The following is a 14,974-nucleotide window of genomic DNA, read 5'->3' on the forward strand; positions in this document are numbered from 1 at the left end:
GCAGACTTGAATCATTTTTGAACTTATATTCCTATTCATACAGGTGAAGGAGAAACGATTTTACGATGGTACAGGATAATACGACAGCTTTGTTCACGGTCGTCTCGGACGGCTCGATCACAACGCCTCAAGGCTTTTCGGCAGGCGGACTGCACTGCGGTCTCAAAAAAACGACGCGACATGACCTTGGCGCAATTGTATGCGAGGTCCCTGCAACTGCGGCTGGCGTTTATACGACGAATGCGTTTCAAGCCGCACCGCTGCAAGTAACCCGTGAGAGCATCGCCGCTGGCGGTGTCCTGCGTGCGGTGCTGGTGAACAGTGGCAATGCGAATGCGTGCACAGGCAAGCAGGGCGAAGCCGATGCCTATGAGATGAGCGCTAGATTTGCGGAGTCCATTGGTGTCTCAAAGGATCAAGTTGCAGTTGCTTCAACAGGCGTCATTGGCGAACTGCTTAAGATGGATAATGTGCGTAATGGCATTGATGGCCTGCCAGCTAGGTTGAATGGCTCGCGCACGGGCGCGGATGATTTCTGCCAAGCTATTCTGACAACGGATCTAGTGCAGAAAATGGTTTGTGTCGAACTTGAGCTGGATGGCAAACGCGTGTCCGTTGCCGGTGCGGCGAAAGGCTCAGGCATGATTCATCCGAATATGGCAACGATGCTTGGCTTCGTCACAACGGATGCAGCGATCGGCAGCGAGGCACTTCAGCTATTGCTGCGTCAAGCGACTGATTTGACTTTTAATATGATTACGGTTGATGGCGATACAAGCACGAACGACATGCTAGTTGCGATGGCAAGCGGGCTTGCAGGGAATAATGAGCTGACGGAAGCTCACGAGGGCTGGGCTGCTTTCGCAGCGGCAATTCGTTATGTGTGCGAGGTGCTCGCGAAGGCGATCGCACGTGATGGCGAAGGGGCAACTAAGCTGGTTGAGGTACAGGTAAATGGCGCTGTCAGTGACGATTCTGCACAAGCGATTGCAAAGACGGTAATCGGATCCTCGCTTGTTAAATCCGCCGTATTTGGAGCTGATGCGAACTGGGGGCGTATTATTGCGGCAGTAGGCCGCGCAGGCCAGCCCGTTAATCCTGAAACAGTAGATATCCGTCTAGGCGATATTTGGACATTAGAGCAGTCCCGTCCTGTCGCATTCGATGAGGAGATTGCCTTGGAATATTTGAAAGGCGATACGGTTGTGATTCGCGTAGATCTACATAATGGTGAAGGAAAGGCAACGGCTTGGGGCTGCGATCTGACCTATGATTACGTTCGCATCAATGCGGCGTATCGGACGTAAGCAAAGAACACGCATGGAGGTAATGAATCAGTGACGGAGCAACGATTTGTAATGAAATGCGGCGGCAGCACGCTCGCGGCGCTTCCAAACCGTTTTTTTGACGAGCTGCGCGAGCTGCAGCTTGCTGGTATTTTGCCGGTTATCGTGCATGGCGGCGGACCTGCGATCTCGGAGACGCTGGGCAAGCTCGGCATCGAGACGGGATTCGTGAATGGACTGAGGATAACGAATGAAGCGGTTCTGGATGTGGTCGAGATGGTGCTCGCAGGCCGCATCAATAAGGAGATCGTCCGAAAAATTCAAATCAACGGTGCAAAGTCTTTGGGACTTTCCGGCGTCGACGGCAAGCTCATTCAAGCTGTTCCGGTAGCGAACGCCGCTGAGATTGGTTTTGTCGGCGAGGTTACAGATGTGAATGCAGCCATTATCGAAGGCATAATGGGCATGGGCTACATGCCGGTAATAGCCCCAATCGGAATCGATGATCAAGGCCAGCGTTACAATATCAATGCCGATACGGCAGCTGGAGCTGTCGCATCCCATTTGGGCGTAGAGCGTATGATCGTGGTGACGGATGTGCCGGGTATTCTTAAAACAGTGGATGGACAGAAGCAGGTGCTGCCTGTCGTTTCCGTTGAAGAAATTGAAGAGATGATTGTCAGCGGCGAAATCTATGGCGGCATGATTCCAAAAGTACGAGCAGCGATCCAGTGCATACAAGGCCGAGTCCGCGAAGTTGTTATTGTGAGCGGCGAAGAGCCAGGCGTGTTGACGAAGGCAGTCCGCGAAGGCGGAGTAGGTACTCGGATTGTTCAAACGAATGAAGGGCAGGTGTAGATCCGATGAGCAGTACAAAAACAGAGACGGTGGTTGACCAATCCTTGTTCCCAACCTATGCAAGATATCCAATGGCGCTTGTAAAGGGCGAGGGAAGCTGGCTGTGGGACGATAAAGGGAATAAATACCTTGATTTCATGAGTGGTATTGCGGTTACGAATCTCGGGCATGCTCCTAAACAAATCAAAGCAGCGTTAATCAAGCAGCTCGATGAATTATGGCATGTATCTAACCTGTTCCATATTCCGAACCAAGCGGAAGCGGGCAAGCTCATTACGGACAACAGCTGTGCGGATGCCGTTTTTTTCTGTAATTCTGGAGCGGAAGCAAACGAGGCAGCGATCAAGCTCGCGCGCCGATACAACCAGAAGGTGCTGAATAATGGCCGTTTTGAAATCATCACTTTCGAGCAGTCCTTCCATGGACGCACATTGGCTACCCTTACGGCAACGGGCCAAGCGAAGGTGAAAGAAGGCTTTGCGCCGCTGCCAGCCGGCTTTACGACGATTCCGTTGAACGATCTTGCTGCCCTTGAGGCGGCTGTATCGGATCAGACAGCAGCTATCATGCTGGAGATGGTGCAAGCTGAGGGCGGTATTTACCCGGTTGATCCAGAATACCTCAAAGCACTTATCGCATTGTGCGAGAAGCAAGGCATTCTGTTAATCGTCGATGAGATTCAAACCGGGATGGGCCGTACGGGCAAATTGTTTGCGTATGAGCACTATGGCATTGAGCCGGACATTTTCACGATGGCCAAGGGTCTCGGAAGCGGCTTCCCGGTCGGCGCGATGGCAGCAAAGGAGAAGCTGCGCGAGGGCTTCACAGCGGGCAGTCATGGTTCAACCTTCGGCGGTACGCCGATTGCCACAGCAGTCGTAAAAGCTACGGTCGAGACGATTGTGGGTGAAGGCTTGTCCGAGCGTGCAGCGCAAAAAGGCGAATATTTAATGAATCAGCTTCGTACGAAGCTGGCAGGAAATGCTTTTGTCCACGAGGTGCGCGGACTTGGGCTGCTCGTAGGCATTGAATGTGCCGAGCCGATCGCAGATATATTGAATAAAGCGCAAGAACGCGGGTTAATCGCAATTTCGGCTGGACCGAACGTCATCCGCCTATTGCCTAATTTGTTAGTAACGGACGAAGAAATTGACATGGCTGTTGCCATACTGGCAGAGCTGCTGGAAGAAAAGCGCCCAGTCGTTTAATAAGGAATAGAAGCAGATGGATTCAACATGAAGGAGGGCTACACCATGCAAGGAATTGTAAAAGAGGAGTTGGCGCAAAGCTTAAAGGGGCGCGACTTTCTCATGCTGGTCGACTTCAAGCCGGAGGAAATCCGCTACTTGATCGATCTAGCCATTGATCTGAAGCAAAAGCAAAAAGCAGGCGAAACGCATCATGTGCTAAAAGGAAAAACGTTGGGGATGATTTTCGAGAAGTCGTCTACGCGCACGCGCGTATCATTCGAGGTGGGAATGTATCAGCTTGGCGGACAAGGACTTTTCCTAAGCGGGAATGACCTGCAAATCGGCCGAGGCGAGACGATCTGGGATACGGCTCAGACGCTATCGCGTTACCTGGATGGCATCATGATCCGTACGTTCGCTCATCGTAAAGTCGTTGAACTGGCGCGCGGAGCTACCATTCCGGTCATTAACGGATTGACAGATCTGTCTCATCCTTGTCAGGCGCTTGCCGATTATCAAACGATTCTCGAGCAGAAGGGCCGCTTGGAAGGGTTGAAGATTGCCTATATCGGCGACGGCAACAATATGACGCATTCCCTGTTAATGGGTGCTGCCAAGCTGGGTCTTCATATGTCCGTAGCGACACCTGAAGGCTATGAGCCGGATGCGGATATTATTCAGCAAACGAAGGATCATGCTGCAGAAACGGGCTCGCAAATCCGCATCTGCCGCGATCCGAAGGAAGCTATTGCCGATGCGGATATCGTATACACGGATGTGTGGGCGAGCATGGGGCAGGAAGCCGAGCAGAAGGAACGCGAGATTGCTTTTGCCGCGTATCAGGTAAACGAGGCTTTGATTAAATACGCGAAAAAAGATTATCTCTTTATGCACTGCTTGCCGGCACATCGCGGCGAAGAAGTGAGCGAAGGCGTAATCGACGGCGACAGCTCTATTATTTTCGATCAGGCGGAGAATCGTCTCCATGCGCAGAAAGCAATCATGGCAGCTATTATGTCTTAACATACCGCTTAACGTTATGAATTCATTCGAAGGGAAGTAAACACTATTATGGCAAAAGAAAAAATCGTGCTCGCCTATTCCGGCGGCTTGGACACTTCGGTTATCCTCAAATGGTTGAAAGAAACATACGACGCGGAAATCATCGCATTCACGGCTGATATCGGCCAAAAGGACGAGCTTGACGGCTTGGAGGCCAAAGCATTGGCAACTGGCGCATCGAAAGTATACATCGATGATCTGCGCGATGAGTTCGCTAAGGACTTTATCTACCCGATGTTCCAAGCGGGAACGCTGTATGAAGGCCAGTATTTGCTGGGAACATCGATCGCTCGTCCGCTTATCGCTAAGCGGATGGTTGATATTGCACGTGCAGAAGGCGCTGCGTATATTGCCCACGGAGCAACAGGAAAAGGAAACGACCAAGTGCGTTTCGAGCTGACGGCAGCTGCTTTGGCACCAGAGATCGGCGTTATCGCGCCTTGGCGCCTTGAAGCGTTCCGCGAGGAATTCCCGGGACGCGCGGAAATGATCGCATACGCGGAGAAGCACAATATTCCGGTAACGGCATCCGCGGCTAAGCCTTATTCGACAGACCGCAATCTGCTTCACATTAGCTTTGAGAGTGGCATGCTTGAGGATCCTTGGTTTGATCCTAGCTCAGAAGAAAACGAGAGCATGTACGTGCTAAGCGTTTCGCCGGAGAATGCGCCGGATAAAGCGGAATATGTCGAGCTTACTTTCGCTGAAGGCAATTGTACGGCCATTAACGGCAAGGAGCTTAGCCCGCTTGAAGTGATGGATACGCTCAACGAGCTTGGCGGCAAGCACGGCATCGGACGTGTAGATATGGTAGAGAACCGTTTCGTCGGCATGAAGAGCCGCGGTGTATATGAGACACCGGGCGGAACGATTCTATTTACAGCCCACCGCAAAATGGAATCCTTGACGATGGACCGCGAGGTTATGCATCTTCGCGATTCCTTAATCGCCAAATACAGCCAGCTTGTTTACAACGGCTTCTGGTTCGCGCCTGAGCGCCTTGCTCTTCAAGCACTCGTAACAGAATCACAAAGGAACGTAAGCGGCGTTGTTCGCTTGAAACTATATAAAGGCAACGTAATTGGTGCAGGCGTACAAAGCCCAGTTAGCTTGTACAACCCAGACATCGCTACGATGGAAGCAGACCCGTCCAAAGCTTACGACCAAGGCGATGCGACAGGCTTCATCCGTTTGAACGCTTTGCGCTTGAAGGTTTCCTCGGCTGTCAGCAACAAATAAGCTTTACAAGGGAGTGTAACGAACCAGTGAGTAAATTATGGGGCGGTCGGTTTACGAAGAAAACGGACCAATTGGTAGAGGAATATACAGCATCCATTATGTTTGATAAAGAGCTTGCCGAAGAAGATATTCAAGGCAGCATTGCGCATGTAACAATGCTGGGCAAGCAAGGCATCTTGCCGGCCGACGACGTGGAGAAAATCAAAGACGGCTTGCACCGGGTATTGCAGCGCATTAAGCGCGATGATATCGAATTCTCAATCGGAGACGAAGATATTCATATGAATATCGAGAAAACACTCATTGATGATGTGGGCTCTGTTGGCGGCAAGCTGCATACGGGACGCAGCCGAAACGATCAAGTAGCAACAGACATGCATTTGTGGCTGCGCAAAAGGGTAGTCGAGTTTGTGGATATGCTCTATAAGCTGCAATCCGCGCTTATCGAGCAAGCCAAAGCGAATATCGATACGATCGTGCCGGGGTACACGCATTTGCAGCGCGCGCAGCCGATTCTATTTGCCCATCATTTGATGGCTTATGTTTCCATGTTCGGCCGTGATATCGAGCGTCTGCAGGACAGCTACAAGCGTATTAATGTGCTGCCGCTTGGAGCGGGCGCGCTTGCGGGGACGACGTTCCCGATCGACCGCCACTTTGTAGCGAGCCAATTGAAATTCGATCGCGTCTATGAAAACAGCCTGGATGCGGTAAGTGACCGCGACTTCATCGTTGAATTTCTGGCGGACGCTTCGATTATCATGATGCATCTATCGCGTCTCAGCGAGGAGTTAATTCTGTGGTCGAGCACGGAGTTTCATTTCGTCGAGCTTGATGATGCTTTCTGCACGGGCAGCAGCATTATGCCGCAGAAGAAAAATCCTGACGTTCCCGAGCTGGTGCGAGGTAAAACTGGCCGTGTCTACGGCGACCTCGTCGGCTTGCTGACTGTGCTCAAATCCTTGCCGCTTGCGTACAACAAGGACATGCAGGAAGACAAGGAAGGCATGTTCGATACGGTGAAGACGCTGCAAGGCGCGCTTCAGCTGTTCGCTCCCATGATCGCAACGATGAAAGTGAACAAGGAACGCATGCGCCAAGCCGTGAACCAAGATTTCTCCAACGCAACCGATATTGCGGATTTCCTCGTCGGCAAAGGCTTGCCATTCCGTCAAGCGCATGAGGTTATTGGCAAGACGGTTCTCTACTGCATCGAGCAAAACAAATATTTGCTAGATCTTACGTTGGAAGAATTCAAGCAATTCTCCTCTTTGTTCGATGACCGTATTTATGCGGTGCTTCAACCGGAGCAGGTTGTGAATGCGCGTAATGTCTACGGCGGAACAGCAAAAACACAGGTAGAAGATGCAATCGGCCGTGCGGAGACTGTTCTGGCAGAAACCGCAGCTTGGGTAACCGAGTATTTGGAACGCAGCAGATAATGAAGCCTGATCGTTCAGGCATTGCATATAAAAAGCAGTTCGGCGAAGCCCTAGCGGGCGAGCAGCCGAACTGCTTTTATATATATGACTTTATAAGCTTCACGCTTAAAATAATATTCTATTTCTACGAGAAACGGATACCGTCCTTTTGCAGAGGACGATATCCGTTTCTTCTTGTTTTATGAGCGTGTAAGTGTAGATGCTGCAAAGCATTTCAAAAGCTGCGTAGGTATTAGATGCCATCCTCTAAAAGCGGCTCATTCACGCTCGGAGCAGGTGTCGGCGTGGCAGCCGGGTTATTCCCGCCTTTGTGCGGACCTACTTCGATCAGGGCAGGCTGCGCTTTGTAGGTATCATGTGAAATACGGTCTCGGCTCACAAGTTTGCCGTTCTTCTTAAGCGTGCGAAAGGTTTCTACAACGTAGCCCAGCTTGCCTTCCTCCACAACCGCCTTTTGACCAGGAGATAGGCTGGCGTTGCTTCTTTCTTGCACAGAGGGAGCAATAGTTTTCAAAGTCACAGATTCGATATCGTAGCTCTCGTTAGGGTCCATGGTCCCGAAGAGCTTAATCGTTAGCTTTCGATCCTCTACTTGGGTTCGAATGATCAGATGCTTGCCCGTTGTGTTTTTAAATCGGAAGTTAATGGCACCGCCGGCATAGGTGGCATCCTGACCAATAGGCAAATAGGCGACTGGCAGGGAATGGTTGCGCCGCTCCACAATCTCGAGGCCCGCTCGCAGCGCCGCGTTGTAAAGCGTGCTTGAAACCTGGCAGATTCCGCCACCGATGCCGGGAACCAGTTTCCCGTTTAGGATAACAGGCGCCTCTCGATATTCGTACAGCTCTTCCGCATGTTCTATGAGACTGTTGTAATCAAAGATCTCGCCGGGCGCCAGTTCCCAGCCGTCAAGCGCCTCAGCCGTAACCGTAACGTTATGGGCACGACCTTCTGCGCTTGTCTTGAAATCGGTGGAGAATGAAATGATTTTACGTTCGATCCCTTCATCCTTCAGCTTTTCAAGCGTAAGCTCGGGGTGAATGGTTGTAATCGGAAGGGTATCTGTAAAAGCCATTTCGACGGGCAATCCGATTTTTTCCTTGGGCAGCATAACCCATTGATCAACACGAGCCGTAAGCTCGGCAGTATCAAGTCGGTAAGCATCAACATGCGGCTCATATACGACATGGTCGTCGTCCGTTATGGTTCGTGTAGCGTTTTTGGTTTCGTTTTTCTCAACCCAGCTCCACTGCTTGCGTACGGCGGCATCAAAAACATCGGCATTCCAGCTTTGAATAAGCGCATAGGATTTCTGGAATTGGTACCGATATACGGCACGTTCCCATATGTCTCCCTCTTCAAGCTTAGCGAGAGCTTCCCGGGCTCCTGTGAATGCAGCCTTATAGCCAAGCTCCGAAACGGTCCATTGCTTGCTGTCGCTCGCCACAGCAGCAGAAGATTGGATCGTAATTGTACGCTGCAGCAGCGACTTCTCATATTGATCGAGCTTATTGAGCGCTTCTTGCAGCGTTAGGCCGCCGATTTGGATGCCGCCGGCATCAACCTGCTTAGGAACGGTCTTTTGAAGCGCATAGTTCCAGACAAAGCCCCAGCAGACTGCTGCGGCCAGCAGGAGGGAAGCTAGCACAATAATGCCAATATGGATACGTTTTACGATACGAATCACTCCTTTCTGCGCGTGAAAAACAAGGCAGTCTTACATGTATATGCTTCATGCCCTGTAATTTTGTCTAGCGCGCAATAGCGGCTGATTCGACAAACGTTTTTTTATGAGATTTGTGAAAAATGAGGAAAGCGAGCTTCTCATGAAGGAATTGAGCACAAACTGTCGAAATAGTAGTACTGACTATAAACAGGATGTGATAATGTGATTGAGATGCAAGACATATGGAAAACGTACACCGACGGAACGCATGCGTTAAGAGGCGTCTCTGTTCGTATAGATCGCAATGAATTTGTTTATCTAGTAGGACCGTCAGGTGCGGGGAAATCCACATTTATGAAGCTGATTTATCGCGAGGAAGTACCAACGAAGGGCCAGCTTTCCGTGAACGGATTCAATATAGGCAAGCTGAAGCCGCGTAAAATTCCATTCGTCAGGCGCAATATAGGCGTCATATTCCAGGACTTTAGACTATTACCCAAATTAACGGTATTTGAAAACGTCGCATTTGCGATGGAGGTTATAGAGGCGCCAACCAGGGTGATCAAAAAACGGACGATGGAGGTGCTCGATCTCGTTGGCCTTAAGCATAAGCATGCCAGCCTTCCGGCTCAGCTATCGGGCGGTGAGCAGCAGCGCGTATCGATTGCAAGGGCAATCGTGAACAATCCTTCTGTAATCGTAGCGGACGAGCCCACTGGGAATTTGGATCCGGAGACGTCGCTTGGCATAATGAACCTGCTCGAGGAAATTAACTTCCGCGGGGCGACGATCGTAATGGCTACTCATAACAAAGATATCGTAAACTCCATACGCAAGCGCGTCATTGCAATAGAGAACGGCAATATTGTCCGTGATGAGGCTAGAGGGGAGTACGGCTATGAAGCTTAGAACCGTAACCCGACATCTTCGAGAGGGCGCCAAAAACATTATTCGAAATGGTTGGATGTCCTTCGCGTCGATGAGCTCGATATTTATATCGTTATTTATATTAGGCATCTTCTTACTGCTTGCTTTAAACGTCAATCATATGGCTGCTCAGATTGAAAGCCAGGTGCAAATACGAGTGTTTCTCCAGCTGAACGTTGAACAGGCGAAGATTACGGAAGTTCAGAATAAGATCGGCAATCTTACCGAGGTTAGAAAGGTTTCATTCGTATCCAAAGCAGAGGGGCTTGAGCTGCTGAGGAAAAACTTGGGCGAAGACAATAAGGATTTGCTCGACGGTTATGAAAATGAAAAAAACCCGCTGCCCGATTCGTTTACGGTTGAGGTGTACGACCCCCAATCTATTGAGAGCGCAGCGAAACAAATAGAAGCCATTAATGCAGCGGATGAGCTGATTCCGATTGCAAAAGTCAAATACGGGCAAGGAACGGTCGAGACCTTGTTCAAAATTACAAATGCGGTTCGTTACATAGGGATCGTGGTCGTTATTGGTTTATCTGTAACGGCGATGTTCTTAATTTCCAATACGATTAAGATGACGATTATTGCAAGAAGACGCGAGATCGGCATCATGAAGCTTGTTGGTGCAACGAACGCTTTTATTCGCTGGCCATTTTTCATCGAAGGTGCGTTGATTGGAATTATAAGTTCCGTTCTCACAACGGCAGCCGTTTTACTTAGTTACTCGCAACTGGTCAAAATTACGCAAATGGAATTATCGCTTATGATGATAAAGCTCGTTACATTAGAGGATTCTGGCCTGTTAACGGCTGCGTTGCTCATTGGTCTTGGCACGATTATCGGTGTTTGGGGCAGTACCATTTCGATACGAAAGTATTTGAAAGTGTAGGTGGATATGAACGTGAAGAAGAGAAAATGGCTATTATTTGTAGCTACGATGATGCTCACGGTGTTTGTATTGCAGCCAACTGGAGGGGAAGCGGCTTCTCTAAGCGATATTAAGAAACAGATTGCAGCTGCCAAAGCCGAGATGAGGGCAGCCGAACAGCGCGCTGCTAAGGCAGAGAGAGAGGCAGCAAGCGTGAAGCAGCAAGCTGCGAATGCGCACAAGCAGGCTGAAGCTGCAGAGAATGAGAAGGGAACCATCCAGGATAAGAAGGCAGAAGCCCTTGCTTCGATTAACAACATCATGGCCGAGATTGATAATGTAGTCATTAACAAAACAAATGCGCTTGCGCAGCGTGATGCTAAGGAAGAAGAGCTGCTGCAGACAGGTCTTGAATTAGACCAAGCTGAGGAGCGGGTGAATACTCGTGACGAGCTGTTGCAATCTCGCATGCGCCTCATGTATACGAACGGATTTGTTTCATACATGGACGTACTCCTAAGCGCGACGAGTTTCACTGATTTCATTGACCGTTTCGATGCTCTTCAATCCATCTTGTCTCAGGACCGCGATATATTGGCAGAGCAAAGGGAAGAAAAGGAGCTTGTCGCCCTCAAGAAAGTTGAGGTAGAGAAGCAATTTGGCGAAATGTCTAAGATCTATGAAAAGCTTGAGATGTATGAGGCTCATCTGGCTAAGAAGGAAGAAGAGAAGCAGTTAATGATTGCGAGCTACAACAGCAACATTCAGCAGCTTGACGGCAAACTTGACCAAATAGACAGTAAGCTTCATCAAATAGACAGTACGCTCGAGGAGCTTGAAGGAATTAGCAAGGAGCAGGAAGATTTGCTTATGGCTCTTGCAGCCAAAGTGTCCAAGCTAAATGCAGAGAAAAATAATATCTCGAATCCGTATAGCGGCGGTAAGCTAGGCATGCCGATTAGGGATAACTACCGGATTAGCTCTAACTTCGGTACGCGGGTCCATCCGATTTCGGGCAAGAAGCATACGCATACAGGAATCGATTTCGCAGCACCACAGGGTACAGATATTTATGCCGCCGAGGATGGCGTTGTGCTAGTAGCCCAGAGCTGGAGCAGCTACGGCAACTGCGTCATCATTGACCATGGCAATGGCTTATGGACGCTATACGGTCATATTCGCAATGGCGGAATTAAGGTTGAAAAAGGCGAAAAGGTTCAAAAAGGCCAAAAAATCGCCGAGGTTGGCAGTACGGGCAATTCGACCGGACCGCATTTGCATTTCGAAGTACGTAAAAACCAGACGCCGGTTAATCCGAGCAGCTATTTAAAATAGGGTTTATTCATAGTGCATTATTCAAAACGCATTTTCAGAGGCAGCCCATGTGGCTGCCTCGTTTGAAATTTTGACCGCTTACCTGACGAAATGATCATCTTTGCCGGATAAGACAAATAATTGCAAACAAATTGTCATATACTAGGGTGGTCTTAAAGCTAAGACCGTGGAAGATGAGAAGGTGGTGTAGACAGGTGCATTTCAAAGGACGTACAGTATTCGCGTTCGTTATGCTGACGATGATTGCCTCCGTGCTCGTGACGCTTACGATCGCGGACCAAATGATCAATCCGGATCAGCATTCGGCACCTGCCCTCACAGCGTCTGCGAGTGACGATGGTGAGCAGTTCGGGCTGAAAGAGGACGAGCTAACGAAGTTAAATGCGGTACTGGAATTAATCGAGACCAAATATTATCAAAAGGTTGACCGCCATGAGCTGCTAGACGGCGCGGTCAGCGGCATGATGTCCTCGCTTGATGATCCTTATTCCGTTTATATGGAGAAGGATGTCGCGCAGCATTTCTCGGAATCGATCGAGGGATCGTTTACCGGCATTGGAGCGGAAGTCACGCTTGAGAATGGCAAAATCGTAGTCGTTTCGCCGATTAAAGGATCGCCGGCCGAGCGCTCGGGACTGCTTGCAAAGGATGTCCTGCTTTCAGTAAATGGCGCCAAGCTTGATGGTTTGAATCTGCAGGATGCCGTCGCCAAAATTCGCGGTCCAAAAGGAACGAAAGCGAAGATTCAGGTGCAGCGGGCAGGCTTCTCCGACCCGATTCAGCTTGTGCTGATCCGTGACGACATTGATGTGGAAACGGTATATGGCAAGCTGCGGAAAGATGGGACAGGGGTCATCGAGATCAGGCAGTTTTCACTGCATACGGCTGAGCGCTTCAAGCAGGAGCTTGCGAAGCTGGAGGAGCAAGGCATGAAGGGACTCGTACTGGATGTGCGCAACAATCCAGGCGGCGTGCTGCCCGTTGTGGTGGACATCGCCCAATCCTTTTTGGATAAAGGGGCAACGGTCGTCCAAGTAGAGGATCGGGAAGGCAAACGGGAGAAAACGTTGTCTAAAGGCGAGAGCAAAACGTACCCGATTGCCGTTCTTATGAATAACGGAAGCGCAAGCGCCTCGGAAATATTGGCTGGAGCTTTGCAAGAGAGTGCCGGAGCGAAGCTTGTTGGCGAAACATCCTTCGGAAAAGGCACGGTACAGGTGAGCTACAACAAGGCGCTTGGTGACGGGAGCCTTTTGAAGATGACCATTGCGAAATGGTTGACGCCAAAGGGAAATTGGATCCATGAAAATGGAATCAAGCCGGATATTGCCATAGAGCCTCCTGATTTGTATAAGGTAGCTAGGCTGGCGCTTGAAGAGACGCTGAAGCCGGATACCCTTGGCGAACAGGTGCGCAGCGTGCAAATTATGCTGCATGGCCTCGGCTATGAACCGAAGCGGGAAGATGGCTATTATGGCCTAGAAACGGTTGAGGCGGTTAAGAAATTCCAGGCTGAGCATAGCCTGCCGACTACGGGACAAGTCGATAAGCTAACCGGTGAAGCGCTTGAAGCCGCGGTTATTAAATGGATTCAGGATGAGAAAAACGATACCCAGCTGCATGAAGCAATTAAAGCGGTAAGCAGGAAATAATCCGGATGTGTCGAATGAATAAGAGGTTGACTCTGTTTAACGGAGTCGGCCTTTTATTTTTTTGCGAAAGCGGGAAATGCGGAACGAGCGAAGGAGTGTTAGCTATGGAAACGGCGAACGAGTTGCTGGAAATGCTCGGGAAAGCGGCTGTCCAATTAGTTGCACAGCCATTTTATTATATTGCGGTATTGTTTATCATTTTACAATTTACAAGGCAGATACGAATGGAACGGCAATTGTTCGCGGTTAAACTGCATAATTGGCCCAGCTTGGTTTTGAAAGCGCTGTTCGCTGGCTTGGTTATAGGCATAGCCGTGTCTATCGCGGGTGCCTTTGTCGGGGTAGCATTAACGGGAACGGCAGTGATATGGTTATGGGCAGTAGCGGCTATTTTAATGCTCATACGCATACGTTATTTATGCTTCGCTTATAGTGCAGGCGTCATTACCCTTCTACAGTGGGTTGTGGGCTTCACCGCATTGGCGGAGAGAACAGACTGGCTAGGCTCAATGGCGGTTTCGCTGGCAAGCATTGACGCGGCTGGGCTGTTGGTTTTAGTAGCGCTGCTGCATCTGGCAGAAGCCATACTCGTACGCTGGCAGGGTGACCGGCTGGCAACACCGTTATTCCTGGAAGGGAAAAGAGGCAAGCTTGTTGGCGGTTATATGCTTCAGGGCTTCTGGCCAGTACCGCTGCTGATGCTAGTTCCGACGAATATAAGTGGAGCGTCCACGGCAGCACTCCCTTGGACGCCGCTCTTTGGAGCAGATTGGTCGCAGGGCTGGTCATTCGTAGCCTTGCCGATGATTATAGGATTCACGGAGATGACAAGATCGTTGTTGCCTCGCGAGAAAGCGAAGCATGCGGCGAGAGGCTTGCTCTTGTACAGCATCTGTTTGGCAGCCGCTGCTCTAATAGCGTGGTGGCAGCCTATTCTGCTGCCGGTTGCTGCCGGTGCCTCGCTCCTGCTGCATGAAGCGATCATATGGAGAAGCCGAGTGAAGGAAGCGGGACAGTCCCCTTTGTTTGTACATGATTCACGGGGCTTGCGAATACTAGGTATCGTGCCTGGGACGCCTGCAGCGGCTATGGGACTTGCGACGGGCGAGATTCTGCATAAGGTGAATGGCGTGCGCGTGAAGTCAAAGGAGGACCTGTACGAGGCTCTCGTACAGAACTCCGCGTTTTGCAAGCTGGAGGTACTCAATTTGGATGGGGAAATTAAATTCGCGCAGCGAGCACGTTTCGCCGGTGAGCATCATCAGCTTGGCGTCATCCTTGCTCCCGATGAGCAGGCCAACTACTATGCATCCGCCGGACCTGCTTCCTTGGTCGAGCTGCTTCGCAGCTATCATGCATCGAATCGACGAGGGGCTCATCACGCAAAGGAAGCGAAGCATTAAGCGATTGTAAAAGAAAACAGACTGCATACGGATGATAATCAGCCGC

12 protein-coding genes are annotated in these 14,974 nt (G+C 50.2%); 11 read left to right on the forward strand and 1 reads right to left on the reverse strand.

Features of this window, described 5'->3' with window-relative positions:
* Positions 1-65: 65 nt before the first annotated feature.
* Genes argJ through argH form a run of 6 tightly spaced genes read left to right on the forward strand, consistent with a single transcriptional unit; the run spans position 66 to position 7,077 of the window.
* The gene (gene argJ, locus FHS16_RS23155; protein WP_183568456.1) at positions 66-1,307 is read left to right on the forward strand and encodes a bifunctional ornithine acetyltransferase/N-acetylglutamate synthase; all 1,242 of its coding nucleotides are present in this window, start codon (positions 66-68) and stop codon (positions 1,305-1,307) included.
* Between the two features lie 51 nt (positions 1,308-1,358).
* On the forward strand, positions 1,359-2,144 hold the full coding sequence (gene argB / locus FHS16_RS23160; protein WP_183568531.1) for an acetylglutamate kinase: 786 nt from the start codon (positions 1,359-1,361) through the stop codon (positions 2,142-2,144).
* Between the two features lie 5 nt (positions 2,145-2,149).
* Complete coding sequence (argD, locus tag FHS16_RS23165; protein WP_183568459.1) at positions 2,150-3,352, forward strand: acetylornithine transaminase; 1,203 nt, start codon at positions 2,150-2,152, stop codon at positions 3,350-3,352.
* 45 nt (positions 3,353-3,397) lie between these two features.
* Positions 3,398-4,357, forward strand: coding sequence for an ornithine carbamoyltransferase (gene argF, locus FHS16_RS23170; protein ID WP_183568463.1), 960 nt, complete (start codon positions 3,398-3,400; stop codon positions 4,355-4,357).
* A 48-nt stretch (positions 4,358-4,405) separates the two neighbouring features.
* Positions 4,406-5,635, forward strand: coding sequence for an argininosuccinate synthase (locus FHS16_RS23175; RefSeq protein ID WP_183568466.1), 1,230 nt, complete (start codon positions 4,406-4,408; stop codon positions 5,633-5,635).
* Positions 5,636-5,661: 26 nt separating this feature from the next.
* Positions 5,662-7,077 (forward strand): argininosuccinate lyase, encoded by a 1,416-nt coding sequence (gene argH / locus FHS16_RS23180; RefSeq protein ID WP_183568469.1) that lies wholly within the window; start codon positions 5,662-5,664, stop codon positions 7,075-7,077.
* A 232-nt stretch (positions 7,078-7,309) separates the two neighbouring features.
* Here argH and FHS16_RS23185 read toward each other — a convergent pair whose 3' ends face one another.
* Positions 7,310-8,764 carry a VanW family protein gene (locus tag FHS16_RS23185; RefSeq protein ID WP_312891048.1) on the reverse strand — a complete coding sequence of 485 codons (1,455 nt, stop codon included), beginning with the start codon at positions 8,762-8,764 and terminating at the stop codon, positions 7,310-7,312.
* Positions 8,765-8,965: 201 nt separating this feature from the next.
* Here FHS16_RS23185 and ftsE point away from each other — a divergent pair, with 201 nt between their 5' ends.
* The 5 genes from ftsE to FHS16_RS23210 all read left to right on the forward strand — a co-directional run bounded on the left by ftsE (position 8,966) and on the right by FHS16_RS23210 (position 14,928).
* A complete protein-coding gene (gene ftsE, locus FHS16_RS23190) occupies positions 8,966-9,652 on the forward strand; it encodes a cell division ATP-binding protein FtsE (protein ID WP_183568472.1) in 687 nt (228 codons plus the stop codon).
* A complete protein-coding gene (gene ftsX / locus FHS16_RS23195) occupies positions 9,642-10,559 on the forward strand; it encodes a permease-like cell division protein FtsX (protein ID WP_183568475.1) in 918 nt (305 codons plus the stop codon). Before ftsE ends, ftsX begins: the two co-directional genes overlap by 11 nt.
* A gap of 6 nt (positions 10,560-10,565) precedes the next feature.
* Positions 10,566-11,873, forward strand: a complete 1,308-nt coding sequence (locus FHS16_RS23200) for a murein hydrolase activator EnvC family protein (RefSeq protein ID WP_183568478.1) — start codon at positions 10,566-10,568, stop codon at positions 11,871-11,873.
* A gap of 194 nt (positions 11,874-12,067) precedes the next feature.
* A complete protein-coding gene (locus FHS16_RS23205; RefSeq protein WP_312891049.1) occupies positions 12,068-13,525 on the forward strand; it encodes a S41 family peptidase in 1,458 nt (485 codons plus the stop codon).
* Between the two features lie 104 nt (positions 13,526-13,629).
* Entirely contained in the window at positions 13,630-14,928 is a 1,299-nt protein-coding gene (locus tag FHS16_RS23210; protein WP_183568484.1) for a PDZ domain-containing protein, read from the forward strand.
* The last annotated feature ends 46 nt before the right edge of the window (positions 14,929-14,974 follow it).

It is taken from the genome of Paenibacillus endophyticus (assembly GCF_014192395.1).
In the GTDB taxonomy this organism is placed as follows: domain Bacteria; phylum Bacillota; class Bacilli; order Paenibacillales; family Paenibacillaceae; genus Pristimantibacillus; species Pristimantibacillus endophyticus.